Genomic DNA, 26,149 nt, shown 5'->3' on the forward strand with positions numbered 1-26,149 from the left:
AGCGGTTAATTTTTAAGCTGCCTTATCAGCGCGTCTGTTTTAAACATTATTTAACAGCAATAGAACCCACATCGCTTTTTTTCTAAAATTCGAATTTAAGCTGTACTTGTGGCTTTTTTTCTGTCAAACCAACACTCAGCCCAACTAAACGAATACCACGCTGGTTTTGCCTTAACAACGCACCTTGCAAAAGAGACACGAACAAACTGTCATCAATCTGTTGTGATGATTTTTCAATGGTTGTCGATTTAAAATCAGAAAACTTAAGCTTAACCACTTGCTTGGCAATGGCAGACGTTACATCACGCTTGGCATTTCTCGCTACACGCGTTTTCAGTTCAGGTAATAACTTTTTCATTACCGCTAAAGCATCATCAAATGTATGAATATCGTGGCTTAACGTAAACTCGACCCCGACTGATTTGCGGTTACGCTCCAAACTCAGATTACGATTGTCGATACCATGGCTTTTATCAATCAGGCTTTGAGCAAACTTACCATATTGTTGAAACAACAAATCGCGCGGGTAAGCACGAACATCTGCTGTGGTATTTAACCCGATAGCAGCGAGTTTTTCTGCTGTGACCTTGCCAACACCAGGAATTTTTCTAAGCGGTAGCTCAGCCACAAACTCTGCAACCTGATCAGGAGTCACAACACAAATACCATTGGGTTTATTCTCATCGCTGGCGATTTTGGCAATAAATTTATTGGGCGCGACACCCGCAGATGCCGTTAATCCCGTTGTTTCAAAAATTTCGCTGCGGATCGCTTCTGCGATTAAAGTTGCTGAGCCATGATGGAGCTGACAATGGGTAACATCTAAATACGCTTCGTCTAAAGACAAGGGTTCGATTAGCTGGGTGTATTGACTAAATATCTGCCGGATCTGCTGCGAGATCTGCTTATACAAGGCCATATTACCAGGTACAACAACCAAATCAGGACAAAGTTTATAAGCTTGAGCTGTCGGCATGGCTGAACGTACACCGTATTTACGCGCTAGATAATTACAGGTGGATAATACGCCGCGCCTTTCTTTAGCGCCTCCGACAGCAAGAGGAACATGACGATATGCTGGGTTTTCGCGCATTTCAACAGCCGCGTAAAAACAATCCATGTCTACATGAATTATCTTTTTGGGACTATGCTTTAATTCCGCTGAAGTTGAGTTATATTCCCCTGATTCGCTCTTCATAATGCTAAGGTGGAAAAGTCGTAACTGTGTTAAATTTTACACGAGTTAAATTTCGCGTCCACAAAAATACTGTATAAACACTGTATGAATTATCTTGCCCATATCCATATTGCCGACTATAGCCAGACATCAATTGTCGGAAATCTACTGGGTGATTTTATGAAGGGTGCAAACAAAGACAACTTTAATCAAGCATTACACCAAGGTATCGCACTGCATCAATCGGTTGACTCCTTTACCGATTGCCATTATAGCGTACTGGCATTAAAACCTTTGTTTGCACAATACCGCCGCTTTGCTGGTATCGTTATCGACATACTATTTGATCACATTCTGGCAAAGCATTTTACCCAATATCATTCACTAACCTTGGCCGAATTTGCCAGCCGAACCTATCAACAATTAGAAAAAGAAAAGCAATTACTCACGCACGCCAACATTAGATTGCCAGAGCGCTTTAATGTGAGTAGTCAAAAAATGATAGAAATGGATTGGTTAACAAGTTACGCACGAGCATCTAGCTGCCAACAAGCCCTTAAACGGACCGGACAAAGGTTAAAGCGGCCTGTTGATTTGAGTTTGTGTTGGCCATTATTTGCAACACATCGCGAGGCATTTGAACAAGCGTTTCATCATTTTTACCCAGAATTGCTGTTACACGTCACAAGGTTAGGTAAAACATTTAACGCAGAAGAGTAGCTCATAAAGCTAAATACCACTCAGTAGTTAAATCGAGTGGTATTGATCAGTAGTCGTTAGCTTACAAAGCGGAAAACTTAAATACGATATTGCGATAATACTCCTCTCCAACCTGTAAAACAGAGTTAGGAAAATGAGCTTGGTTGATCGCGTCTGGGTAATTTTGCGCTTCTAAGCATACGCCTTGAAAGCCTGTCAATTCACCACCAAGGTATCGCCCCGAATAGAGTTGCACACTAGGTTGATCGGTAAACAATTCTAGCTTGATGTTGTTTTTGTGCGACGTTAATGTGGCTTTGGCTTCACTCATTGGGCTATTGTCTAAAATTAAACAATGGTCATAACCACCTGCCGCGACTAATTGCTCGTCCTTGGCATTGTCAATTCGCTCGCCAATCACAGCTGGTTGACGAAAGCTAAACTCGCCTTGCTCGACAGCTCGTGTTTCACCGGTTGGAATGCAGTGCTCATCTAACGGTAAATAGCTAGACGCGGCCATTTGCAAACTCAATTCACGACAAGAGCCCTCGCCCAAATCAAAGTAACAGTGGTTAGTCATATTGATCGGTGTCGGAGCTGTTGTTGTTGCAAGGTAGTTGATCTTAAGTTCGTTTTGCTCAGTCAATTGGTAAATAACAGACGAAGTAACTTGGCCAGGAAAGCCCTGATCACCCTCTTCAGATACCAAATCGAATTTAACGAAAGTGTCCGTTAAGCTAGCTTGCTCTATTTGCCAAAAACGGTACGAGAAATTTAACTCACCGCCATGTAAACAATTAGGGCCATTATTAATAGGTAAGTCATAAGACTGGCCATTCAACTCAAATTTACCATTGGCAATGCGGTTACATACACGACCACAGGTAGCACCTAAATAGAAAACGTCGTCTTGGTAGTTTTCAACATTTTGATAAGCCACTGTCATTTCAGTTGGCTGACCATTAACAGGAAATTTTATTGAACGCACTCGTGCGCCAACATTGAGTAACTCAACTTGCATACCTTGATTGTTTTTAAGCGTAATTTGTTTAAGTTCGCTCATTGTTCTTCCTTATTTCATATTGATTAATGAATAAATTATTCGGGTTTAAATCTTGGTTCAACTAAACCAATACTCTGATCTAATTGATAAATAAATAAGTGCCCCGCGTGCGGTTGCTCTTGCAATTGCTGTTCTGTTAGGCCTATTTTGGCACTGGTCACAAACATTAAATCCAAGTTTTCGCCACCAAAAGCGACACAACTAGAACGACCCGCTGGTACGTCTATTTTGCCAAGTTGTTGACCATTTGGTGAATAACAAGTAACACGGGCACCATCCCATTGCGCATTCCACATATTGCCATGCTTATCGACCGTTGAACCGTCAGGAAAAATATTCTCCGGTGTTTGCACAAAAACTTGTTTATTACTTAGCTCACCCGTTTCAGGATTTGAGTCGTAGCGCCATATTGTGCGGGTCGGCGAATCTGCGTGATACATAACTAAGCCATCAGGTGACCAACACAAACCATTACAAACGCGAATACCATCCAAGCGCTCTATCACCTCACCATTAGCATTAACTTGATATAGTTTGGCAAGTGGCTCGGCATCTTGTTCGGCTTCCATCATGGTGCCGGGCCAAAAACGCCCTAACCTATCTAACCGCCCATCGTTAAAACGGCTACCTTGAGCTTGCTCTGGTTTAGCTAGCCAATCGATCTCGCCACTTTCTGGTGAAAAGTAACCAATGCCAGATTCAAATGCGACGATCAACTTGTCGCTATTTTCGATAAAACCAAAACACCCCACACGCTCCGGAGTTGAATAGGTTTCCAATTGTTTTGTAGCAAGGTGATACTGAAAAATTTGGCAGCCTTCAATATCCAGCCACCAAACCGATTGATTAATTTCGTCCCATAGCACACCTTCACCTAAGATATTGGCAACAGGCACAGTGTCGATCAATTTTGCATCAAGTAAGTTAGACATAATTCAGCTATTTTTATTTGTTGTGAAACCAAGCATAAAAGCTCACTTGGTGTAAAGAAAGTCTACTGCGAGATAAAGTAAAATTAATACAAAGTATTACAAACAAAAATGGCGTCGATTAAGACGCCACTTTTTATCAAAGGCTGTACTTAGACTAAACGCCGTAACCTTCAGGGTTGTTCGATTGCCAACGCCAAGAGTCTTCAACCATATCTTGCAGAGTTAATTGCGCTTTCCAACCAATGGTTTTTTCTGCGAATGCTGGATCAGCATAACATTGACCAATATCACCAGGGCGACGATCAACAATCTTATAGGGTAAGTCTTGACCACATGCTGCAGAAAAGGCTTTAACCATTTCTAACACTGAGTAACCCTGGCCTGTACCTAAGTTAACCGCATGACAACCAGCGTTACCATGCAAGGCTTCAATCGCTTTTAAGTGGCCTTGCGCTAAATCAACCACGTGAATGTAATCGCGTACACCGGTGCCGTCTGGCGTATCATAGTCATCACCAAATACCGATAAGAATTCACGCTTACCAACAGCAACCTGAGTGATAAATGGCATTAAGTTATTTGGAATACCTTTAGGGTCTTCACCTATGGTGCCAGATTTATGCGCACCAACTGGGTTAAAGTAACGTAATAAAACCACAGTTAGTTTGTCGTTGGCAGCGGTCACTTCACGACACATTTGCTCAACAACCAATTTAGTTTGGCCATAAGGGTTAGTGGTACTTAACGGGAAGTCTTCAGTAATAGGAACCGAAGCAGGATCACCATAAACAGTTGCTGAAGAGCTAAATACTAACGTGTTAACATCATGCTTTTCCATCACTTGCATTAATACGCGAGAACCATTTACGTTGTTATCGTAATAAGCCAATGGGATCTGCGTGGATTCACCAACCGCTTTTAAACCTGCAAAATGAATAACTGCATCGACTTTATGTTCAGTAAATGCCTTATCAAGCGCAGCTTCATCACGAATATCTGCGTTAACAAAAGTTACGCCTTTACCACAGATTTTTTCTACGCGCTTTAATGACTCTTCGCTAGAGTTGCAAAGGTTATCAACAACTACGACTTCATGGCCGGCTTCAAGCAGTTCAACACAGGTATGTGATCCAATATAACCTGCCCCACCTGTCACTAAAATTTTCATGGTTGGTTCCTGTTTAAGTGTTAACTAATTTTTATGTTATACGCTATCAATGTTACGCAAATAATACGTGATTGTACATCAAGCCAATTAACTATTCAGCAATATGTTATTCGCATAACAATCCATCATTTAATCTTGCTTACATACCATCCGACCGTACTGGCTAAGGCTGAATCAAAACTAAAGAACGGCCGCCAGCCTAATTCGTTTTTAATTTTATTACAGTTAACAGCGTACCGAATATCGTGGCCTGGGCGATCGCTGACAAAAGTCACTAAATCAGCAAAGTGTTTAACCTGTCTTTCAATGCCTAGTTTGGCACATCGCTCATCCAAAATATGACAAATTTTATGAGTGAGGTCTATATTACTCAGCTCATTACTACCGCCAATGTTATATCGACTGCCGATTACGCCGCGCTTCCATACTAAATTCAAGGCTAATACATGGTCATCAACATACAACCAATCCCTAACTTGTTGGCCATCACCATAAATAGGGATAGGTTCACCTTGCAATGCTCGGTTGATAATTTTAGGGATCAGCTTTTCAGCATGTTGCCCTGCACCAAAGTTGTTACTGCAATGGGTGACAATAGCCGGAAAATCATACGTGCGAACCCAAGCATTAATAAAGTGATCGGCCGCGGCTTTTGACGCGGAATAGGGCGAACTGGGATTAAACGCATCACTTTCAGCAAACTCACCCTGTAAAATGTCGCCATAAACTTCATCAGTTGATACTTGTATAAATTTAAAGTCGAGCGGGTTGCTAGTCTGCAAGTATTGTTGGCAAACATCCAGTAAATTAAGGGTACCCAAAACATTCGACTCAACAAAAGCTTTGTAGTTGGCTATGGAGCGATCAACATGGCTTTCTGCCGCTAAATTAAAGACAACATCTGGGCGATGTTGCTTAATAATTGACAACATGGCTACGCTATCGCTTATATCCTGCTGGTAAAAGTGATAGCGGCTGAGGTCTGGCTCTCGTGGTAAATTTTCGCTATTAGCGGCGTAAGTCAGCTTATCTACATTAACAACGCTATGTGCTGTGCTATTAAGATAATAGCGAACCAGCGCAGATCCAATAAAACCTGCGCCTCCGGTTATTAATACTGTCTTTTGCATCGTCTCAATAACATCAATATAGTCTTCTCGCTCAGGCCTTATGGTTTATTGTCTGCGCTTACTCGCCCCAATCACATAGTAGAGCATATGCTCATGGGGTCTCGAAGCTTGCCTGCATGGATGCAGGTAAGGGGCGTGAGCAGGACGCGGTAGCTTTGACGGCTTCCCCTAAAACCTGATCGCTTTGACTATAAATTAAAGCATAAACACCTGATAAGCTTGGCGATTATTTAATTTTTGCGCTAAGTACATACCCATTTGCTGAATTTGACCATTGCCACGAAAATCAGCATAGCGCTTAACTAACATATCCAAAGCTTTTTGACTGTGGCCAATATTGTCCATAGCCAAAGTTAGGGCATACAAATATTGTGGATTAGCGCTGTCTATCTCGAATGCTTGTTTAAAATAATTAACCGATTGATGCGCCTGTTTTTGGCGAATTAAATGCAATCCATATGAATATTTTAACGTGGCTGATAACGGTACCGCTTTAATGCCTTGCTCTAAAGTTTGTGCCACTAATTTCGCTTGGTTTTGTCCTCGATACAAGTCAGCTAAATTAATGTATCCCAAATCAAAATAAGGCTCGACAACAATGGCTTGTTGATAGGCTTCTATCGCCTGACTCATGTTACCTTGGCGTAATGCCAAATTACCTTGATTCAGTCGACCTTCACCACGCCAACTATTAATATCATGCTCAGTTGCCAGTTCTTCAAATGCTTGTTTAAAGACTGCGCTATCCACAACCGAGGTTGGTCCATCCACTAAAGCTTGGGCAGCAGCGGTGCGCACTGAGCGACGCTTATCAGATAACAAAGGTTTCAATAACGAAACTTTTTGCTCTGCTGGTTGGTTGTTTAAAGCTCTTGCGAGTGCCAAACGAATTAAATCTGATTTATCAGTTACATAACTAGCCAACTTAGCTAAAGGTAAAGGCTCTTGCCGATAACTTAACATAAATAAGGCTGTCGCGCGGGTCATATCATCCAACTCAGTATCGGCGATAATACGCATATGACTATCAATACTCACCATTTGTCCAATGTGTAAACGCATAAAATCTCGCTTACTACTGGATAATGATTTTGCGGGTCCGTGCCACTGTTTTAACGTTTTGGCTGCCCAAGCATTGTCTTTCGATTTATCCGACGCTTGATGGCACTGCACACATGCGTTAGGCGTATCGAATTGCTGCGATAAATCGGGGCGCGGAATTTTAAAGCTATGATCTCGTCTATCATCGACCCCCATATAGGTATTTTCCGGCATGTGGCAATTAACGCATTGCGCGCCAGCACTAGCAACAGGGTGTTTATGATGCTCTTGAACATTGTATTCGTCTGGGCTATGACACTGCAGGCACAAACCGTTATCTAACGTTTTAACCTTCATAGTGTGTGGATCGTGACAATCTAAACAATTTACCCCTGCTTGGTGCATTTTACTTTGCATAAAGGAGCCATAAACATATACCTCATCCTTTATTTGCCCATCAGCATGGTAAAGCGGGGGAACTAAAAATTGCGGACTAAACTGATCGAAAAAAGGTTGATTAGCATCAATCCCATCCGTGACTGGCGAGCGTAATGAATGGCAAGCAAAGCAAGCATCCATAAACTGATTATTACGTGGTTTGGCAGGTGAACCGTCTTGATTACGCCACTTGGCTACCTTCTCACCTTGATTACGTAACCAAGCTCCTGTGATATAACGCAAACTATTATCGACTAGCGAGTGAGTCGTTTGCTTTTTGCCTTGTTGATAGGCTTGCGCATGTTGTCTTTGATCAGCATGGCAAGACAAACAACCCACATTAATATTATCCCACTCAGAGCTAAAACTGTTGTCAGTTGGGTTATAGTTACGAGTTAAGCCATCAGAGTGACAATCAGCACACATGCCATTCCAACTCTGCAATGGCTGCTGCCAGTGAAGGCGATCTGCTGGCATTATATCTTCTTCGCTATACATAGCGAACCACCGCTGACCACCGTCTTTTTTACTGCGCGAATCCCAGCTAAAAGGCAAAACTTGATAACGACCTTTTTCGCCTTTAACTAAAAATTGCTGTAGTGGATAATGGCCAAAAGTGTATTCAATATGATAAGTCGTGGTTTTATCTTGGTGGGTTAATTCAGCATAATACTTATCATTTTTACGATAAAACTTAGCCGTTTGGGTAAAATGCTTAGCTTGCTGGTTATTAAAGTTAGCCAGTACCGACTCTTTACTGGCAACCGCCATCGCTTTGGCATGATCTGACACTTGCCAGTTTTTATGCTGACTAGCATGGCAATTGATACAGGTTTGATTACTTATTGGCTGTGACTTTAACTGCGCATGGGCAGGCAACGCAACAACGCCAACACAAAATATCAATAAGATAAACAAGAGATCCACAAGCTTAGGATGGCTTAAGGCGAGTGCTTTCAATTTAGCTCCGAGACAAACGTAACCACGCCTAGCCGCTAGTAAACCTTTTTATTAAGGCCACTAGAAGACAGGACATGGATGTCAAAAATTTGTAAAGGCGTTAGTTTAACAGTGCACAAAAGGGAATGTCAGGCAATTTACATTTTTTTGCCGAGCTTTAATTGGCGCCATTAATTGACGAGCTTACAGCGAATGCTAACACCACTTTAAGCTAACAAGCTAAATTGACATTAATTTAATGTCCGCTAATCTAAAATACTAATTAGAAATAAAAAACTAATCGAATGAGCAATAGACATCGCCCTAGTTTAAAAGCCCTACAATATTTACTAGCACTGCACCAAGAGCAAAACTTTAATCGTGCCGCCAAACAGTGCTTTGTTAGCCAATCTACCCTGAGTACCGCCATTCAAAATTTAGAAGAGCAACTTAATTGTCAAGTCATTGAGCGCGATCATAAACGTTTTCACTTTACACCGACTGGAGAGCAAGTGGTGTTACGCACCAAGCAAATATTGGCTCAAGTCGATGATTTACTCGCCTTTACCGCAGATCAAAGCGGTGATATGCAAGGGGAAATCTCGATAGGCTGTATTCCTACCATTGCGCCTTACTTGTTACCAAGACTTATTGAAAGCTGTGCAGTGCAATTCCCAAAACTTACATTAATGCTGCGGGAAGATACCACGGAAAACTTACTAAAATTACTCCAGCAAAATCGCATTGATCTATTAGTATTAGCCTTACCCGTAGACACAGGCGATCTCATGGTTAAAACCTTGTTCCATGATAACTTTATGCTTGTCGGTCACCCTGAAGTTATCGACCCATTTCCGGCTTCAGGAATAGGAAAAGATGTACCTGATCACAGTATTTTCTTACTAGAAAAAGAGCATTGTTTATCTGATCACGCAGTGTCTGCTTGCCAATTAAAAGGCGGCAATAAAATTCACCCTTTTAGTGCTACTAGTTTACACACCTTAGTACAAATGATGAGACAGAAAGCCGGAGCCAGCTATTTTCCGAAAATGGCTATCGATAATGGGATACTAAATGGAACTGAGTTAGAAAGTCGCTCACTCGCTGGCAATCAAGCTTATCGAGAAATTGGCCTAGTGTGGCGACCAACAACAGCACGCTTGAAAACCTTTATGCAATTAGGCGAATGTATTAAGTTTTTGTTTGCTAAAGACTAAAAGAAAAAAACCAGTCATCCTTGACCGGGAGATGATAGAGACAACAAAAAAGTGAAACTAAAAACCACTTAATTAAGTGGTTTTTAAATAATAACCTGCGTTTGATAAGGGCGCAAGTGATTAAAAATATTATTTAACTGCGATATTTCTAAATCCCAATGTTGATGTAATGCCGTCGCCACCCAAGTTAATGAATTTGAAGTTGGTTTAAGATCACGGTTTTGCAACAAGTTTTGCTCGGCCAAACCGGGCCATTGCCCCAACACCTTGCCTCCTTTCACTGCACCACCCGCCAAAAACATAGCACCACCAGTACCGTGATCGGTTCCACCCGTGCCATTTTCTCGAACAGTACGGCCAAATTCGGTAGCTATCACGACCACTGTATTTTGCCATTCATCGCCCAAACCTTGTTGTAAACTGGCAATGCCTTTGTCGAGTTCACCTAATTGACGATTTAATCGTGCAACTTCATTGTTATGTGTATCCCAACCGCCCATTTCTAACATGGCACAGTCCACACCTTCAGCACCTTGCAATAATGACGCACAAGATTTAGCTAAAGCGACAAAGTTTCCTTTCTTCTTTTGCTGCATCATGCCACCTACTTTAGACTCCACGGCTAACCCTTCGCTTAATCGCGACTTAAGTAAATCGTCGTGTTGATACAATTTAAAAAGCATTTGGTAAATGTCTTCTTTGGCGTCTTTTAATGCTGACGGATACCAAGTATTTGCCGCACTGCTGCGCATACTAATGGGCAATGAGCGAGCAATCGCCACAGCCTGCTTTTGCTTTTCGTTAACCGCACGGCCTAACCACCCTGTATCGTGATCAATTTGTTGATTACCGCTTTCTAAATAATCTTGACCATCAAAATGAGAGCGCGCACCATAGCCTGATCCCACCGCAACTATGGGCGCTAGTTGCTTAGCCTGATATAGCTGATGAAAGTGTCCTAACGCCGGATGTAACCCATAACCACTATCTAAGGGTAAAAGTTTATCTTTAACCGCTTTGTATAGCTTAGGTCTATGTTGTACCAAATGCTCGTCAAATGTCGGCACTATCGTGTGTAATGAATCAAAGCCGCCACGTAAAATCACCCAAACTAACTTTTTGCGAGCCGGTGCCTGAGCTGCATTGGCGACATTGACTAAAGGCGCACCAAATACGGTAAGACTGGCACTGGCCATTTTTAAAAACTGGCGGCGGGCTAAATTTTCTTGTAATACATTCATTGTGTTCACCTTACTTAGGCTCAGTTAGCGTCGCTGAAACTCAGGACTCATTAACAACATAGCGATACCTTGCTGATGACTTTCAGCTCGACTGATCCAAGTCGACGTTGACTCGCTTGCCCACTCGCCCAAACTGTTTTTTACAAGCTGCTTGGCGTTTTGTTTACGTCGCTGTGATGCTTGCATAGATGCCCAATCAATACGCGCCATTAATGCACTGGCGCCATCCCAATCAGCTTGTTGATCGCTGTAACCTGCTGGGGAGCCGGCGTTAAATGGTCTTTGCCCAAGCTGATCCAACATATAAACAATATGCTTATCTTTTAGATCTCTGGCATTCAATGCGCGTAACCCTGAAATAACAAATTCGCGAGGTGTTTTAAACTTTTGCGCTTGTTCTAACCAAGCGGCGTCATGGTTGATCAGAGTGATCATGACTTGCTTTATATCACCTTGAGTACGTAACCAAGTTTTTTGCATTACACTCACTAACTGTGGATCGGGTGTATCCGCCACAAAGTGCCGCGCCAATTTAAAGCATACATATTGTGCCGTATTAGCATGGCGCGCCAAATCCAATAACATCGCCTTGCCTTGCGATACGCCTTGCTGAGCATAGCGTTTACCTAATAATCTACGCGTACCGGGTTCATGGCCATTATCGCGAAACTTAAAGCCTGTGCCTTCTTGTCTATTTGGCACGGCGACACTCCAACCGGTAATGGCTTTAGCCAACTCAATAACATCAGCTTGGCTGTAACCACCATCGACCCCAAGCGTATGTAGCTCTAAAATTTCGCGAGCTAAATTTTCGTTTAAGCCTTTCTTACGCCTACGCCCCAATTTAGAGTTTTCGCCAAATGACTGTTCATTATTCAGGTAAATCAACATCGCTGGATGCTGTGCCACCGCCAGCAGCATATCTTCAAACTTTCCCACTAAGTTGGGGCCAATCGCCTCTCGCTCTAATGTGGGTGCCAAACCGCGCATTAATCGCCCTGATGCACTAACACTAAAGTGATTAGAAAAGAAATCCAACAAGCGCCACGCTAAACTATTATCAGACTCCAAGGCTTGATTAAATGTATCCTTGGTTAAATCAAAAAAAACCGAACGCTCAAAGTTTTTTTGATATTCCATATCTTGCATCATGTTTTGCACTTGGCTTTTTTTCAGTTTGACTTGTTTGCCATTTGCTTGATCTTTTTCGCGCTTTTTCATTTCACGATACACAGCAAATTGTTGAGCAATGTCATCAGAAGTTGCTAAACCTTGTGGGGCTGGGATATTAATGAGTTGACGAATCAACCATTGTTTTGGATCCGCTTGTGCGGCGTTTAAATCGCCGGGACGCGCACCATAAGCAAAACGGTTAGTCGCAATGGCAGCTTGAACTGACATAACAGTACCCTATCGTGTTAAATTAGCATCATTCTGTAACGATTATAGGCGATGTCGCAAACCACAAAATCGTTACTACCTGAGATATAACATAGATAGATATTTAACCCAGTGCTAGCGCATTTTCAATGCTTTACTGGCTCTTTACAATTTATTGACATTGACGAAAATTGCGTTAAGTACCGCGAGAAACTAGATACTGTTATAGTCAAAGCGATCAGGTTTTAGGGGAAGCCGTCAAAGCTATCGCGTCCTGCTAACGCCCCTTACCTGCATCCATGCAGGCAAGCTTCGAACTCCCATGAGCATATGCTCTATTATGTGATTGGGTTGCCTAAAGGGATTTAGGTAGTAGGACGACGCAGGAGCCAAAGTCGAGAGTAAGCGCTGACAATGAACCATAAGACCTGAGTGAGAAGACTATAGCTTGCTTTGATTGCAGACTGACCAAGCACAGCCAAGAGAATATGATGGGTTATTTCACTTGCAATTTTAGCGTAAGCAAACAAGCCAATAGCGCGACTAAGCCTGAAATAACATAAGTGGCACTTGCGTTCCAATCCCACATCGCGCCAACGCTTATGCTACCAATTGCGCCACCCAAACCATAGGTTGCGCCAACGTAAATGGCTTGACCGCGACTCTGCTGTTTAGCAGGAAATTGGCTACGTATAAACCGTTGGGCGGCAATGTGATGTAATCCATAGCCTAAAGCGTGGATCGATTGCGCAGCTAACAGCAACCAAAACTGTTCAGGCCATTGACCTATAGTTAGCCAACGCACTGCGCTAGCCAAATAGCAGCCAATAAAAATCCATTTTAAAGACCACAGCTGCACAATATGCCCAGCTTTAACAAACAGCAAAACTTCGCACAGTACCCCAAAGGCGATTAATATGCCGATTTGCGTACCACTGTAACCAAGCTCGGTTAAATAAATCGAGAAAAAGCCATAATAGGCAGCAAAGCTAAGCTGCAACAAAAAACACGCCACGTAAAACATAATTACCTGTGGCTTTAATAAGGTTTGCTTAATGGAACCGACATCTTGCTTGGCTTGCACAACCCGTCTGTCTTGCGGTAATCGCCAACTACTCAGTACCAATAAGCCCAACAAGCTTAATGTTGCCCATTCAATAGTATTGATGACACCTAGCCATTCAAAGGCAATACCAGACGCCATCACCAAACCGGTAAAACTAATACTGCCCCACACTCGGGTTCGACTATACAACTTAGCGTTACCTTTGTAACAAGCGGCACATACCGATTCCAGCTGCGGTAAAATTGCCGTCCAAAACAAGGTGAAAATCGTTAAGCTACAAAGCATTAAATAAAACTGATGACTAAACAGCAAAGGGATGAAAAACAATAAGGCTAGACTGGCACCAATTCTTATAATTTGTCGTTTGTTCTGTTTTTTATCGGCAAGGTTTGCCCATAAAAACGGGCCAAAGATACGCCCAATTGTCATCACTGATAAAATCGTTCCCACTTGAAGTGGCGATAAGCCCAATTCACTTAAATACAGGCCGAAATAGTGAGCAACTACGCCTAAAATAGCGAAGTAAGAAAAGTAGGTGTGGGACAGGCGAAAATAAATGGAGTTAAGCATCTAATATAACAAAGCCGAATCTCAAAGAAATTCGGCTTATATGTATAAGGTAAAGCGGCTTTAATTTGTCGGACGTATTCGTCCGACCTACACTACATAGTTAACTAAAATTACGCTTGTTTAGTAATATCTGGCGTAGCTACATTAACGTCAATATTTTGCGCGCGATGACGCATAACATGGTCCATTAAGGTGATAGCCAACATTGCCTCGGCAATAGGCACTGCACGAATGCCCACACAAGGATCATGACGACCTTTAGTAATCACTTCCGTCGTTTCGCCATTAATATCAATGGTCTCACCCGGTACGGTAATACTCGACGTTGGCTTAAGTGCAATACTGGCAACGATATCTTGCCCAGTGGAAATACCGCCTAACACACCGCCGGCATTGTTAGATAAAAAGCCATTTGGTGTCATCACATCGCGATGCTCCGAACCTTTTTGATTAATGCAATCAAAACCAGCACCAACCTCTACACCTTTAACCGCGTTAATACTCATTAATGAATAAGCGATTTCAGCATCTAAGCGATCAAATACCGGCTCGCCTAAACCGACAGGTACAGCAGAAGCTTCAACAGTTACCTTAGCGCCAATCGAATCGCCTTCTTTTTTCAAGTCGCGCATATATTCGTCAAGCGCTTCTAACTTGCTAGCATCAGGGAAAAAGAATGGGTTTTGGCTCACTTGCTCAAAGTCAACTGATTCAGCTTTTATTGGCCCGAGTTGCGATAAGTAACCGCGAACTTCAACACCAAACTTTTGCTTTAAGTATTTTTTAGCAATGGCACCCGCCGCGACACGCATCGCTGTTTCGCGCGCACTTGAGCGACCACCACCGCGATAATCTCGGTGCCCATACTTATGCGTGTAGGTATAGTCTGCATGACCTGGGCGGAAAGTATCTTTAATTTTCGAATAATCTTTAGAACGCTGATCGGTATTTTCGATAATCATACCAATGCTCGTGCCCGTGGTTTTACCTTCAAACACACCCGATAAAATTTTAACTTGATCCGGTTCACGACGTTGTGTGGTGTAGCGTGACGTACCAGGTTTGCGGCGATCTAATTCAATTTGAATTTCTTCTTCGCTAATTTCAATTCCCGGCGGACAGCCATCAACAATACAACCCAAAGCCAAACCATGACTTTCACCAAACGTTGTTACCGTAAATAATTTACCTATCGTATTACCAGACACGTTTATAACCCTTTACTTAAAATACTTTATCTAATATAAGCTGCGTCAATCGCCTGTTTATATTTTATTAATTCTTGCTTGGTGATAAGAAACACCCCATCACCGCCATTTTCAAAGTTTAACCAAGTAAATGGCACTTCTGGGTAGGCAATTGGCATGTGTACTTGCGAGTTACCTACCTCAACAATTAATACGCCATCGTCATATAAATGATCAGCGGCTTGCGCTAATAGTCGACGTACAATATCTAATCCATCATAACCTGCGGCTAAGCCCAGCTCAGGTTCACGACCAAATTCATCTGGCATACCCGCCATGTCTTCTTCATCAACATAAGGAGGGTTGCTAACAATTAAGTCGTACTTTTGTCCTTGTAAACCATCAAACACATCTGACTGGATCGGTGTTACCTGTTCAAGCAAGCCATGGTTTTCAATATTCACTTCCGTTACATTTAAAGCGTCAATTGAAATATCCACTGCATCGACTTCGGCATTAGGAAAAGCATAGGCCATAGCAATCGCGATGCAACCTGAACCGGTACATAAATCCAAAACACGCTGCACCTTGTTAGCTTCAACCCAAGGTGAAAATTGATTTTCGATCAATTCAGCGATAGGTGAGCGTGGCACTAATACACGTTCATCCACAAAAAAAGGCAAACCGCAAAAATGAGCTTGGTTAGTAATGTAAGCTAACGGCTTTCTTAAATTAATGCGCTGCTCAGCCATTTCAACTATGTGTTGGCGTTCGCTATGAGTTAATTTTGCAGGATATAAATCTTTGCCCCCAGCAACGGGTAAATTTAACGCAGCACAGATTAATGCAAAACCTTCATCCCAGCCATTATCAGTACCATGACCAAAATACACTTCGTTTTCATTAAAACGCGAAACTAACCAACGCAACATATCAAAAAATGTCGATAGTTCAGTTACCGCTTCCTGACTTTGAGATTGAGTTAACATGAGGCTTTTCTTTCAGATAGTTCAACTATCAGATCGTTTTAGGCTATAATCCGCCGCCATTATTACCAACTAGTGACTGGCCATTTACAGGCGAATGATGAGCTCAAAATTTTCGAATGATGACGAAATGGATTTATTTCGCCAAGCTATGGGCGATACCCGTCAAATTAAGCAGGACAAGATACAGCCTGAAGCCAAGCGGAACAAGCAAAAAATCGCATTAGATATAGAAAAGCGCACAGTGCGCGAAGCCAGTTTCTATTTCTCAGATACGTTTGAACCGGCCATCGAATCAGACGGGCCAATTAAGTATGTGCAACAAGGCTTTGCTCATGATTTAGCCAAACGCATTCGCCGTGGTGATTTCCAACCCGATCTGATTTTAGATCTCCACGGTATGAAGCGCGATCACGCCAAACTAGAACTCGCCGAGCTGATCCACACAGCAATAAAAGAACACTGCCGCTGCATTTGTATTGTGCACGGAATTGGCAGTGGCATATTAAAAGCCAAAATACCACATTGGCTAGTGCAACATCCGAAAATAGCCGCCTTTCACCAAGCGCCATTAGAATTTGGCGGTAATGGTGCCATTTTGGCTTTAGTGGACCTAGGGGAAGAGGAAGCATTTTTTTAACAAATATTCGATATTTATTAACTTATGTTAATTGACTGTCATTATTGATTAATGCAATATCCGAGCTGATTTCGCAACGAAATCAATTGGAACTAAAATAATTACAGGAACATAAAAATGAAATTTGTTAAAAATTTACTACCCATTTTTCTATGTGTAGCAATGACGGCTTGTGCTTCATTCCCCAGCGAGAAACTGGCAAAAGTAGAAAGCATGCCCGACACAACCCAATATAAATCAAAGCCTAAAGTTGCCATCGACTTAAAATTATTCCGCGGTAAACCCGATCAAGAAGGCGCAATTGAAATGTCTCAAGTGCAGCCTCAATTACAAAAATTAACGTCAAAAATACTAGATGACAGTCAATTATTTGAAAGCTACACCTATGATTCGTTTGAAGCTGCTAATGCAGACTATGTCATCAAACTACACTTCTATAACCATGGTAGCCAAGGCGCTGCAGCCATAACTGGTTTCCTGTCGGGTTTCACCATGGGCATTATTCCAGGCTTCGCTAAAGACGAGTACACCTTAAAAGCCGAAGTATTAGCAGGCCAAAATAGCTTAATGGCAAATCAAACTGACGATGCAATGAATACTTACATCGGTATTTGGTTTATCCCTGTAATGGGCAATTCACCGCAAAAAGCATTCGACGAAGTCACTGGCAATATGATCAAAGATGCGTTGAAAAAAATGGTAGAAAGCAAACAACTTAAATATGCATTCCAACCTTACCCTTTACGCGTAGTAAGCTAAGTTGAGATTTTAAACATGACTAAAATTATAAAACACCTTTTAGCCGTTACCGCATTGGTTGCATTGCTACCGGCTTGTTCAACATTAGCCCCACAATATGCGCCACAAGTAGAAAATGTAAATTCTTTAAAAGAGAGTGCAACTAAGGATTTAAAAACAGGTGATTTTACTATCCAGAAAAAACAAAACTCGATCTCGCTACGCGGCACGAGTTTAAAATCGCCAAATGAAGATTCTTACGCTGTATATCTGCAAAAAGCGATTACGTCAGAGCTAAATAAAGCTAAGCTGTTAAACCCGCTATCTCCTCGTGTGATAACGGCTAATATTGTTGAAAATGATTTGGATGCGACAGGGTTTAGTGAAGGTGAAGGTGAAATGGAAGTTGCTTTCAAAATTGAAGAACATGGTAAAGTGATTTTTAATAAAAATATCAAAGCTAAAATAACTTGGCCTTCTTCATTTATAGGCGCGGTTGCCATTCCTAATGCTCAACAGTCTTACCCTAAGCTAGTAAAGCAATTGTTAGCCAACTTATATGTTGACCAAGATTTTGTCAAAGCGCTTAAAAACTAGTTAGCGGGTAATAGACAAATTCATTTCAATAAAAAGGAGATCATTTGACCTCCTTTTTTGATGTACCTTTTAATATTCATATCAATCCTGATATCATCGTTCGAAAATATTGTCGGCATGAACAGTTATTCACTAGATATTAAAAGGACAAACAAGGCATAGCAGGACTATGAAGAAATCAACCTTACTAACTACAGCTCTATTATTTTTAGTTTCATGTGCTGGACACTATCAACCACCAACTCAAGGCAAAGTCGCTTACCTAGAATTACCTGTTAGCAAAGAAAACCTAGACTGGATAAAAGGATCTTCGGCTACAAAGATTCATTTTGGGATCGCAGGCGAAGATGGTTGCGCTAGATTGCACAATATTGTTGAGCCTACTAATAAAGATGATAAAAACGTCAGCATAATAATTCCAGCCAATAAACCTATTATTCTCAGATTTCTGACTTATGACACAGGCAATGGAATAGGAAACTGTACTGTAAAAGGTGCATTCATAGCTAAAGAGGGCAATAAATATCAAGTACTTAAATTTGGTAATGAATATAAGTGTGGTCTAGGTTTAGTCGAAGTAAACAAGAATGGTAAAAAACACCCTGTTATCATGGACAAAGTTCAGCAAATGCCTTTTTTTAATTTCTGTAAAATATAACCCGCTAAATTCGGCAGCCCTAGGGCAGAAATATAAATGCCCTTACAACTTAAAAATTGAACTCTCCCGCTTGTTTTAACTTTAGATAGAGGTCGTCAAAATTAGTCATCGACAACCTCGTTGACTACAAACTAAGCCAACTCGACCTGATTACCTTTAGTTTCAAGCCAGTCTTTGCGATCGCCTGAACGCTTTTTAGCCAGTAGCATATCCATGAGTTCATTAGTGGCTGACTCTTCATCAATAGTCAATTGCACTAATCGTCGAGTATTAGGGTCCATGGTAGTTTCACGCAATTGCATCGGGTTCATTTCACCCAAGCCTTTAAAGCGCTGTACGTTGACCTTACCGCGTTTTTTCTCGGCTTCTATCCTATCTAAAATACCTTGCTTTTCATCTTCATCAAGCGCGTAAAAAACTTCTTTACCCACATCAATGCGATATAAGGGCGGCATAGCAACAAACACATGGCCTTGCTCGACCAAAGTGCGGAAATGGCGCATAAATAAAGCGCATAACAAGGTAGCTATGTGCAATCCATCTGAGTCAGCATCGGCAAGAATACAAACCTTGCCATAACGCAATTGAGATAAATCAGATGAATCAGGATCAATCCCTAACGCAACAGAAATATCATGAATTTCTTGTGAGGATAAAATTTGCCCAGAGTCTACTTCCCATGTATTAAGAATTTTACCACGCAATGGCATTACCGCTTGAAATTCACGATCACGTGCCTGCTTGGCCGAACCACCGGCTGAGTCACCTTCCACCAAGAAAAGCTCTCCTTGGGCGGGATCTTGCGAGGTACAATCCGTTAATTTACCCGGTAAAGCAGGCCCTTGGGTAACTTTTTTACGAACCACTTTTTTCGCCGCGCGCATACGTTTTTGCGCGTTGCTAATAAACATTTCCACTAGCTGTTCAGCGATTTCGGTGTGTTCATTAAGCCATAAACTAAATGCATCTTTCACCACACCAGACACAAATGCTGAGCATTGGCGCGACGATAAGCGCTCTTTAGTTTGACCGGCAAATTGTGGATCTTGCATTTTAACTGACAAAATATACGCGCAGCGATCCCAAACATCGTCTGGAGTTAATTTAACCCCGCGCGGTATTAAATTACGAAATTCGCAAAACTCGCGCGCAGCGTCGAGTAAACCTTGGCGTAAACCGTTAACATGCGTACCCCCTTGAGCGGTGGGAATAAGGTTAACATAGCTCTCCGCTAACACTTCGCCACCTTCGGGTAACCAAGTTACTGCCCACTCTGCGCCCTCGGTTTGGCTAGCCAACTTTCCAACAAACGGAGCAACTGGTAACGACTCATAACCTTTTACGGCTTCAACTAGGTAATCGTTTAAACCATCTTCATAAAACCATTTATGCGTTTCGTTTGCTATTTTATTATGAAACTCAATGGTTAAACCAGGGCACAGTACCGCTTTAGCTTTAAGGTTATGAATTAAACGCGTAACTGAAAACTTAGCACTATCAAAATAACTCGCGTCTGGCCAAAAATGCACACGCGTACCCGTGTTACGCTTGCCACAGGTGCCAGTAACGGTTAAGTCTTCTACTTTATCACCATGCTCAAATGCCATTTCAAATACTTGAGCATTACGGCGCACGCTAATTTCAACCCGCTTTGACAAGGCATTTACAACTGAAATACCCACACCATGCAAACCACCAGAGAATTGATAGTTTTTATTAGAAAACTTACCACCGGCATGGAGCTTAGTTAAAATAAGTTCAACCCCGGGTATACCCTCTTCTGGGTGAATATCGGTTGGCATACCGCGACCATCATCGATCACTTCTAACGAATTATCTTGATGCAAAATTACTTTAACGCTAGAGGCATGCCCAGCCATTGCCTCATCCACCGAGTTATCAATAACCTCTTGCCCTAAATGATTTGGCCGAGTGGTATCGGTATACATTCCGGGTCGGCGTTTAACCGGCTCTAGGCCGTTAAGAACTTCAATCGCTTCAGCGTTATAATTTTGGTCTGTCATGGTTTTTCTAGCTTGTTTTCGATTTTGTTTTTTTGAGCCAATATCTTTTATAAGATTGACCTTGTGGTGGCTAATAAAACGTTAATTTACGGTGTTAATCAAGTCTTGCTTGAAAAAATTCAACGATCTGCGGCAAAAATCGTTCGTAACCTTGAAAAGCATGGTCGCCTCCTTCCTCGATTGTCATTTGACAACCTTGGTATTTATCAACGGCTTCGCGGTAATTTAGCGTTTCATCTTCTGTTTGCAGCAACAGCCATAATGGTAATTGACTGGGTGTAGGCACATCAAAATACTTCAAGTGCTCATTAAAATTAGGCGTTACTTCAAATTCATCACCTGTGTAAGGATGCTTGTGCCAACCTAAATAATCTTGTAATAGCACATAAGGGTATGCCGCAGGGTTAATTAATACACCTGGTATAGCCAGTTGTTGGCTTACCCAAGTAGCCAAATAACCGCCTAACGAACTGCCAACCACACCAATTAAACTCGAACCATAATGCTCTAACAACTGCTGTAATACATCGGCCGTTTGCTCCGGATGATTGGGCAATTGTGGAATTAAAATATCCAGCTCTGGGTGATGTATCTCGATATGCTCTTTGGTTAACTGCGCTTTAACCGACTTAGGCGAGCTCAAAAAGCCGTGGAGGTAGAGAATATTTTTTGTCATAACCAAATTGTTTCTCTTTGTATATCACCATTATCTTGCAAGCGAATAATATTGTACCCCCCTGTTGTATTACCTGTCGCAAACTCACTAACCTGATGGATAAACTCCACACTCGTCGCGGGACAAGCATAAACCGGTTTGCCCAAAAACAGATAACCGACCGCGCTATGCACATGGCCATGAATTAAACCTTTAACCTGAGGTTTAGTAACCCACTGATTAAAAGCCTCATCATATTCAGTAATGTACTTATCAATAAAGCTATTAAATGGTTTAACATGATGATGAAGTGCCAACAACACATGAGGCTGGGTTATATCGGGTAAGCTTGCCAAATATTCAGCGCTTAACAACCCTTCGGTACAGCCTTGTTTGGTCGAATCTAACAATAAAATTTGCCAATTAGCATAAGTTAATAATTGACCGTGAGGTGAATTAAAATTAACAAAAGGCTCATCACATAAATAATCCGCCGCCAACTTTTTATCATCATGATTACCGGGCAGCCAATAAATCGGCAGTTGCCAATGAAAAGAACGCACTAAATCCGCTAATAATTGATAAGTAGCGGCGTCTTCAGTTTGGGCTAAATCCCCCGTTAGCAGCACAAAATCAAGCTCTGATTGCTTTTGTGCCACATCAGCTAAGGCTCTGGCTAAATTGTCGTAAGGATTAGCCAATTCATGACAACGACTTTTATCATGATATAAATGGCAGTCAGATAATTGAGCAAAACACACAACAGCAGGGTTTAACATAGTATTGACTCAGGTAGATTGGTTTCGGTCACAAGAATATAAGTTACAGAGAGTATAGAAACCAACCCAATTGCGTTTTTATTGGGTGGGATATTCAACCGAGCTTGGTTCAGCTAAACCAAACTGCAAACTAAATTTAAGCCAATCAAACAGAAAAAGATTGTTTTGGGTTTTCTCATCTTTTTGCATCATGCGCTTATTAGGATATTCATAGCTTTGCTGAATACGCCCCATATTTTTGTTTTTAACCACTTCGGCTAAACGCGCGTCGTGGTATACCCTCACCTCTAATTGCGGTTGCAATATTGCTGGTAAGCTGGCTGATAGCTGACGCATTTCAATAACATTAGTGTACTTTGAACACTCAATAATTTTGATTTGGTACAACTGCTGTTGATTTGTTTCAAACCGCACAACATGATGCAACCGTTGCCAGTTGCTCACCAGTTTGTCCAACATAAAGTAATTTTGTTCGTGCAAATTACCCAATTGGACTAAGTCAGGGACGTAGCGGTTACTAAAAGCCTGCAAATTATCTCCAAGCGTTTTTCAATTTATCTAAATTCAACTCTAACCATTGCAATGCAATAATTGTGGCGGCGTTCTCAATAACACCATCGTTCATATATTGTAGCGCTTGTTGACGAGAAACAACATGTACCTTTATGTCTTCATCTTCATAATCTAAACCGCAAATGTCACCCGCCTTGCTTGAATCCACCTGCCCCGCGTATAAGTACAAGCGCTCTGACGTACCACCAGCGCTAGATAAATAATTCACCATGGGCATTAAATTGCGCAATTTTAGGCCTGCTTCTTCTTCCGTTTCGCGATGGGCTACCTCTTCATTTTGCTCACCAGGCTCTACCATTCCACCCACCAGTTCGAGCATCCAAGGTTTATCACTGTTGGCAATACAGCCAATGCGAATTTGTTCTAACATAACAATTTGATCACGCTCTATGTCATACGGCAACACAATGACCGCATTACCACGTTCAAACAATTCGCGTTTAACTGAACCTGACCAACCACCCGCAAATAATTTATGACGAAAGGTCAGCGTATTAACGTTAAAAAATCCGTTGTAGTTTGTGGTTTTATCTTCAATAACCAAATCGTCATGGCCAAATGTCAATGGGGCCACTATTTTATCCTTTTCAGACATAAAACTTTCCGTTTAAACTCTTTGCTTGTTAATTTACCCTATTTCGCTATTAAGCCGAACTGATTTAGCTAAAATCGGCCAACATTACCGCATCAGGACAGATAAAAATGAAAAAGGCCTTGTTATCCGCCATCGCGATTGCCCTAACTGGCATGTCAACACAAATGAATGCCGCCAGCTTAATTGATATATACAATCAAGCCGTGGAGAATGACCCGTTAATTCAAGAAGCCAAGGCTAATTATCAATCCACTGTTCAAGATCTCGATATATCTCGCGGAACCTTATTACCGACAATTGACGCCACCATAAGTTATGGGGACGATAAGCGTCGTGACGTTAAATCAACGTCCGCATTAGTTTCACTTCAACAAGAGATCTATAAACATGATTCTTGGTTGAGCTTATCGCAAACCGAAAAATCCATAAAGCAAGCTGAACTTGTTTATCAAGCTGAAGAACAAGGCTTGATTATTCGCACGGTTGAGGCTTACCTAAATATTCTAAAAGCCAAAGATGATTTAGAATTTATTAAAGCAGAAAAACAAGCGATTGAGCGTCAGCTAGAACAAACCAAACAACGCTTTGCCGTTGGCTTAACTGCCATCACTGATGTTCATGAAGCACAAGCGCAATTTGATAATGCAATTGCTCAGGAAATATCGGCAGAAAATAATGTTGAATTTGCCGCAGAAAATTTGCGGGCAATTACAGGTGTTTATACACTAGACATTGCCTCATTAAACACCGAGCAATTTAGTACGTCTTCTCCAAATCCTGCAACGTCAGCCGGTTGGATTAAACGCGCAGAACAAGCGAGCAAAAACCTACTAGCGCAAAAAATAGCCAAAGATATAGCACAGAAAAATATAGATATTGCTAACGCTGGCCACCTACCATCAGCAAGCTTTAATGCCGACTATGGAAAAACCGAGAACGAATTTGGCGCAGCAACAGAGGAATACACAGGTGCTAGTTGGGGTGTTAGAGTTTCGGTACCTTTATATTCGGGAGGAAAAACGTCTGCTAGTGTTCGTAAAGCCCGCCATGCTTATGTTGCGGCATCACAACGCTTAGAATTAAGCTATCGCACCACCCAACGTGATGTTCGAAACTCGTTTAATAATGTAAAAGCATCAATCTCGCGCATTAAAGCCTTGCAACAAACAGTTGTGTCTGCAGAAAGTGCGTTAAAAGCAACCGAAGCTGGTTTTGAAGTCGGTACGCGTACCATAGTCGATGTATTAAATAGCACCCGTAACGTGTTTGATGCCAAGCGTAACTTATCTAACGCTCGCTATAACTATATTTTAGCCATGTTAGCTCTGAAACAAGCCGCTGGCACGTTAGAAAAAGCCGACGTTATCGATTTAAATCGAGGTTTAAGTCACAACAGCTAATCAATCTGAGCAATTAAAAGGAAGCAATACTGACAATGAGTAAAGGCTATTGGATCGTCAGAGCGGATGTTACTGACATGGAAAAATTTAAACAATATATCGCTAAAACGCCAGCGGCTTTGGCTAAATTCGGTGGCAACTTTTTAGCTCGTGCTGGCACACATGAAGTGGTTGAAGGCAGCACGCGCAGCCGTAACAGCTTAATTGAATTTCCTTCATACCAAGCGGCGCTAGAGTGTTGGCAATCAGACGATTATCAGCAAGCCCGCGCGCTGAGGTTAGGCGGAGCACAACTGGATATTGTAATTATTGAAGGCTGCTAGTTTAACCTAGAGCGCTACACTCATATCACCTGTTACCTATCATTTTAGCCAGCACTTGCTGGCTTTTTTATTGACTGAGTTTATTCAAGATTGGGCTTGCAAGCCCAATGTGAAACTGTGTTAGAAAGTAGCAAAGATTGCTATAAATTTACTCTTGAGTGGGTATACTGGTATACAGATAAACACGGAGCAGCCAACATGAAAAAATTAACCCTAAAAACCACTTTAATTGCCGCCAGTTTGAGCTTGACTGTTTTATCGAATGCGCATGCGGCAGAGCAAGAAGCATCTTGGTGGGATAAAACCAAAGCTTTCTTTTCTGAAACCTTTAACTCAGCTGACGAAGCAACCAAAGATGAGCGCGCACAAATCAGCGAAAAGTCAAAAGAAGTTTATAAAAACATCAAAGACGAAGGCGGCGAATTACTTGAAGCCGGAAAAGAAAAATCCAAACAAGCTTGGGAAAAAAGCAAAGAGAAATCAAAAGAAGCTTGGAGCGACTTAAAAGAAAACTCCAAACCCGTTATTGATGACGCCAGCAAAAAAGCCAAAGACGTTGGCAATGACCTACTCGACGGTGCGTCAAACTTATTTGAAAAAAGCAAAAAAGCGGTTGAGGAATCAACCAAGTAAATATCTAAACTTGGGCTTAGAAAGCGGTTTCTGTTGCAGGTAAAGTCTATTTGATAGGTTAAGCCTGCGATATGATCGTGTTGCTGCGGGCATTGGTTTTTGTAGAGTGCCTCGCACGAAGTGAGCTGCACCATATATGTCTTACCTAATGCTCAAACATCGTAATGTCTATTTAATAGGTTTATACCTGTAACAGGGTCTAAATCTTTTTATGAACGTTGTGTGCTTAAAGCAATCTTTTATTGTGGGCGTGCATTTACCTGCACCATCATATTTGAGTTAAATTGGATATTAATGCCT

General features: G+C 41.8%; 25 protein-coding genes. 9 read left to right on the forward strand and 16 right to left on the reverse strand.

All coding sequences use genetic code 11. From position 1 onward, the window contains the following. Window positions 1-82: 82 nt before the first annotated feature. Window positions 83-1,198, reverse strand: coding sequence for a DNA polymerase IV (gene dinB / locus C2869_RS17840; RefSeq protein ID WP_108604226.1), 1,116 nt, complete (start codon window positions 1,196-1,198; stop codon window positions 83-85). 84 nt (window positions 1,199-1,282) lie between these two features. Between dinB and C2869_RS17845 the strand changes: the two genes are divergently transcribed. After that, window positions 1,283-1,897 carry an acyl carrier protein phosphodiesterase gene (locus C2869_RS17845; protein ID WP_108604227.1) on the forward strand — a complete coding sequence of 205 codons (615 nt, stop codon included), beginning with the start codon at window positions 1,283-1,285 and terminating at the stop codon, window positions 1,895-1,897. Window positions 1,898-1,958: 61 nt separating this feature from the next. Here C2869_RS17845 and C2869_RS17850 read toward each other — a convergent pair whose 3' ends face one another. The 5 genes from C2869_RS17850 to C2869_RS17870 all read right to left on the reverse strand — a co-directional run bounded on the left by C2869_RS17850 (window position 1,959) and on the right by C2869_RS17870 (window position 8,608). Beyond that, complete coding sequence (locus C2869_RS17850; protein ID WP_108604228.1) at window positions 1,959-2,939, reverse strand: aldose epimerase family protein; 981 nt, start codon at window positions 2,937-2,939, stop codon at window positions 1,959-1,961. A gap of 35 nt (window positions 2,940-2,974) precedes the next feature. After that, window positions 2,975-3,871: an SMP-30/gluconolactonase/LRE family protein gene (locus tag C2869_RS17855; RefSeq protein ID WP_108604229.1), complete on the reverse strand. Its 897-nt coding sequence runs from the start codon at window positions 3,869-3,871 to the stop codon at window positions 2,975-2,977. Window positions 3,872-4,025: 154 nt separating this feature from the next. Beyond that, window positions 4,026-5,039, reverse strand: coding sequence for a UDP-glucose 4-epimerase GalE (gene galE, locus C2869_RS17860; protein WP_108604230.1), 1,014 nt, complete (start codon window positions 5,037-5,039; stop codon window positions 4,026-4,028). 125 nt (window positions 5,040-5,164) lie between these two features. After that, window positions 5,165-6,169 carry a dTDP-glucose 4,6-dehydratase gene (rfbB, locus tag C2869_RS17865; RefSeq protein ID WP_108604231.1) on the reverse strand — a complete coding sequence of 335 codons (1,005 nt, stop codon included), beginning with the start codon at window positions 6,167-6,169 and terminating at the stop codon, window positions 5,165-5,167. 195 nt (window positions 6,170-6,364) lie between these two features. Beyond that, a complete protein-coding gene (locus tag C2869_RS17870; RefSeq protein ID WP_228710699.1) occupies window positions 6,365-8,608 on the reverse strand; it encodes a HEAT repeat domain-containing protein in 2,244 nt (747 codons plus the stop codon). Window positions 8,609-8,892: 284 nt separating this feature from the next. Here C2869_RS17870 and C2869_RS17875 point away from each other — a divergent pair, with 284 nt between their 5' ends. Beyond that, a complete protein-coding gene (locus C2869_RS17875) occupies window positions 8,893-9,804 on the forward strand; it encodes a hydrogen peroxide-inducible genes activator (protein WP_108604232.1) in 912 nt (303 codons plus the stop codon). 83 nt (window positions 9,805-9,887) lie between these two features. Here C2869_RS17875 and C2869_RS17880 read toward each other — a convergent pair whose 3' ends face one another. The 5 genes from C2869_RS17880 to prmB all read right to left on the reverse strand — a co-directional run bounded on the left by C2869_RS17880 (window position 9,888) and on the right by prmB (window position 16,237). Beyond that, window positions 9,888-11,045: a DUF1501 domain-containing protein gene (locus C2869_RS17880; RefSeq protein ID WP_108604233.1), complete on the reverse strand. Its 1,158-nt coding sequence runs from the start codon at window positions 11,043-11,045 to the stop codon at window positions 9,888-9,890. A 24-nt stretch (window positions 11,046-11,069) separates the two neighbouring features. Then, the gene (locus C2869_RS17885; protein WP_108604234.1) at window positions 11,070-12,446 is read right to left on the reverse strand and encodes a DUF1800 domain-containing protein; all 1,377 of its coding nucleotides are present in this window, start codon (window positions 12,444-12,446) and stop codon (window positions 11,070-11,072) included. Window positions 12,447-12,921: 475 nt separating this feature from the next. After that, window positions 12,922-14,061, reverse strand: a complete 1,140-nt coding sequence (locus C2869_RS17890) for an MFS transporter (protein ID WP_108604235.1) — start codon at window positions 14,059-14,061, stop codon at window positions 12,922-12,924. Between the two features lie 110 nt (window positions 14,062-14,171). Next, window positions 14,172-15,269, reverse strand: a complete 1,098-nt coding sequence (gene aroC, locus C2869_RS17895) for a chorismate synthase (RefSeq protein WP_108604236.1) — start codon at window positions 15,267-15,269, stop codon at window positions 14,172-14,174. 26 nt (window positions 15,270-15,295) lie between these two features. After that, on the reverse strand, window positions 15,296-16,237 hold the full coding sequence (gene prmB / locus C2869_RS17900) for a 50S ribosomal protein L3 N(5)-glutamine methyltransferase (RefSeq protein ID WP_108604237.1): 942 nt from the start codon (window positions 16,235-16,237) through the stop codon (window positions 15,296-15,298). A gap of 97 nt (window positions 16,238-16,334) precedes the next feature. Here prmB and smrB point away from each other — a divergent pair, with 97 nt between their 5' ends. From smrB to C2869_RS17920, 4 genes are all read left to right on the forward strand, one after another. Beyond that, on the forward strand, window positions 16,335-16,874 hold the full coding sequence (gene smrB / locus C2869_RS17905; RefSeq protein ID WP_108604238.1) for an endonuclease SmrB: 540 nt from the start codon (window positions 16,335-16,337) through the stop codon (window positions 16,872-16,874). Window positions 16,875-16,991: 117 nt separating this feature from the next. Next, window positions 16,992-17,633: a hypothetical protein gene (locus C2869_RS17910; RefSeq protein WP_108604239.1), complete on the forward strand. Its 642-nt coding sequence runs from the start codon at window positions 16,992-16,994 to the stop codon at window positions 17,631-17,633. Window positions 17,634-17,648: 15 nt separating this feature from the next. Further along, window positions 17,649-18,209, forward strand: coding sequence for a hypothetical protein (locus C2869_RS17915; RefSeq protein WP_108604240.1), 561 nt, complete (start codon window positions 17,649-17,651; stop codon window positions 18,207-18,209). A gap of 169 nt (window positions 18,210-18,378) precedes the next feature. Continuing rightward, window positions 18,379-18,867, forward strand: coding sequence for a hypothetical protein (locus C2869_RS17920; protein WP_108604241.1), 489 nt, complete (start codon window positions 18,379-18,381; stop codon window positions 18,865-18,867). 131 nt (window positions 18,868-18,998) lie between these two features. Here C2869_RS17920 and parE read toward each other — a convergent pair whose 3' ends face one another. The 5 genes from parE to nudF all read right to left on the reverse strand — a co-directional run bounded on the left by parE (window position 18,999) and on the right by nudF (window position 23,493). Next, complete coding sequence (gene parE / locus C2869_RS17925) at window positions 18,999-20,891, reverse strand: DNA topoisomerase IV subunit B (RefSeq protein WP_108604242.1); 1,893 nt, start codon at window positions 20,889-20,891, stop codon at window positions 18,999-19,001. A 94-nt stretch (window positions 20,892-20,985) separates the two neighbouring features. Beyond that, window positions 20,986-21,567, reverse strand: a complete 582-nt coding sequence (locus tag C2869_RS17930) for a YqiA/YcfP family alpha/beta fold hydrolase (protein WP_108604243.1) — start codon at window positions 21,565-21,567, stop codon at window positions 20,986-20,988. After that, a complete protein-coding gene (locus tag C2869_RS17935) occupies window positions 21,564-22,325 on the reverse strand; it encodes a metallophosphoesterase family protein (protein ID WP_108604244.1) in 762 nt (253 codons plus the stop codon). The genes C2869_RS17930 and C2869_RS17935 overlap by 4 nt, the downstream gene beginning before the upstream one ends. Window positions 22,326-22,403: 78 nt before the next feature. After that, window positions 22,404-22,856: a DUF1249 domain-containing protein gene (locus C2869_RS17940; protein WP_108604245.1), complete on the reverse strand. Its 453-nt coding sequence runs from the start codon at window positions 22,854-22,856 to the stop codon at window positions 22,404-22,406. Window position 22,857: 1 nt separating this feature from the next. Further along, window positions 22,858-23,493, reverse strand: coding sequence for an ADP-ribose diphosphatase (nudF, locus tag C2869_RS17945; protein ID WP_108604246.1), 636 nt, complete (start codon window positions 23,491-23,493; stop codon window positions 22,858-22,860). Window positions 23,494-23,600: 107 nt separating this feature from the next. On the opposite strand from nudF, the gene tolC reads away from it, so the two are divergent. The 3 genes from tolC to C2869_RS17960 all read left to right on the forward strand — a co-directional run bounded on the left by tolC (window position 23,601) and on the right by C2869_RS17960 (window position 25,849). Next, entirely contained in the window at window positions 23,601-24,893 is a 1,293-nt protein-coding gene (gene tolC / locus C2869_RS17950; RefSeq protein ID WP_108604247.1) for an outer membrane channel protein TolC, read from the forward strand. A gap of 35 nt (window positions 24,894-24,928) precedes the next feature. Beyond that, window positions 24,929-25,216, forward strand: a complete 288-nt coding sequence (locus C2869_RS17955) for a DUF1330 domain-containing protein (RefSeq protein WP_108604248.1) — start codon at window positions 24,929-24,931, stop codon at window positions 25,214-25,216. A gap of 198 nt (window positions 25,217-25,414) precedes the next feature. Continuing rightward, window positions 25,415-25,849: a hypothetical protein gene (locus C2869_RS17960; RefSeq protein ID WP_159084225.1), complete on the forward strand. Its 435-nt coding sequence runs from the start codon at window positions 25,415-25,417 to the stop codon at window positions 25,847-25,849. Window positions 25,850-26,149 lie beyond the last annotated feature (300 nt).

The organism is Saccharobesus litoralis, assembly GCF_003063625.1.
Taxonomy (GTDB): domain Bacteria; phylum Pseudomonadota; class Gammaproteobacteria; order Enterobacterales; family Alteromonadaceae; genus Saccharobesus; species Saccharobesus litoralis.

Bases quoted from the DNA above. Each gene is read 5' to 3' on its own strand.
- dinB (WP_108604226.1), bottom strand. From the start codon at position 1,198: ATGAAGAGCGAATCAGGGGAATATAACTCAACTTCAGCGGAATTAAAG.
- C2869_RS17845 (WP_108604227.1), top strand. From the start codon at position 1,283: ATGAATTATCTTGCCCATATCCATATTGCCGACTATAGCCAGACATCA.
- C2869_RS17850 (WP_108604228.1), bottom strand. From the start codon at position 2,939: ATGAGCGAACTTAAACAAATTACGCTTAAAAACAATCAAGGTATGCAA.
- C2869_RS17855 (WP_108604229.1), bottom strand. From the start codon at position 3,871: ATGTCTAACTTACTTGATGCAAAATTGATCGACACTGTGCCTGTTGCC.
- galE (WP_108604230.1), bottom strand. From the start codon at position 5,039: ATGAAAATTTTAGTGACAGGTGGGGCAGGTTATATTGGATCACATACC.
- rfbB (WP_108604231.1), bottom strand. From the start codon at position 6,169: ATGCAAAAGACAGTATTAATAACCGGAGGCGCAGGTTTTATTGGATCT.
- C2869_RS17875 (WP_108604232.1), top strand. From the start codon at position 8,893: ATGAGCAATAGACATCGCCCTAGTTTAAAAGCCCTACAATATTTACTA.
- C2869_RS17880 (WP_108604233.1), bottom strand. From the start codon at position 11,045: ATGAATGTATTACAAGAAAATTTAGCCCGCCGCCAGTTTTTAAAAATG.
- C2869_RS17885 (WP_108604234.1), bottom strand. From the start codon at position 12,446: ATGTCAGTTCAAGCTGCCATTGCGACTAACCGTTTTGCTTATGGTGCG.
- C2869_RS17890 (WP_108604235.1), bottom strand. From the start codon at position 14,061: ATGCTTAACTCCATTTATTTTCGCCTGTCCCACACCTACTTTTCTTAC.
- prmB (WP_108604237.1), bottom strand. From the start codon at position 16,237: ATGTTAACTCAATCTCAAAGTCAGGAAGCGGTAACTGAACTATCGACA.
- smrB (WP_108604238.1), top strand. From the start codon at position 16,335: ATGAGCTCAAAATTTTCGAATGATGACGAAATGGATTTATTTCGCCAA.
- C2869_RS17910 (WP_108604239.1), top strand. From the start codon at position 16,992: ATGAAATTTGTTAAAAATTTACTACCCATTTTTCTATGTGTAGCAATG.
- C2869_RS17915 (WP_108604240.1), top strand. From the start codon at position 17,649: ATGACTAAAATTATAAAACACCTTTTAGCCGTTACCGCATTGGTTGCA.
- C2869_RS17920 (WP_108604241.1), top strand. From the start codon at position 18,379: ATGAAGAAATCAACCTTACTAACTACAGCTCTATTATTTTTAGTTTCA.
- parE (WP_108604242.1), bottom strand. From the start codon at position 20,891: ATGACAGACCAAAATTATAACGCTGAAGCGATTGAAGTTCTTAACGGC.
- C2869_RS17930 (WP_108604243.1), bottom strand. From the start codon at position 21,567: ATGACAAAAAATATTCTCTACCTCCACGGCTTTTTGAGCTCGCCTAAG.
- C2869_RS17935 (WP_108604244.1), bottom strand. From the start codon at position 22,325: ATGTTAAACCCTGCTGTTGTGTGTTTTGCTCAATTATCTGACTGCCAT.
- nudF (WP_108604246.1), bottom strand. From the start codon at position 23,493: ATGTCTGAAAAGGATAAAATAGTGGCCCCATTGACATTTGGCCATGAC.
- tolC (WP_108604247.1), top strand. From the start codon at position 23,601: ATGAAAAAGGCCTTGTTATCCGCCATCGCGATTGCCCTAACTGGCATG.
- C2869_RS17955 (WP_108604248.1), top strand. From the start codon at position 24,929: ATGAGTAAAGGCTATTGGATCGTCAGAGCGGATGTTACTGACATGGAA.
- C2869_RS17960 (WP_159084225.1), top strand. From the start codon at position 25,415: ATGAAAAAATTAACCCTAAAAACCACTTTAATTGCCGCCAGTTTGAGC.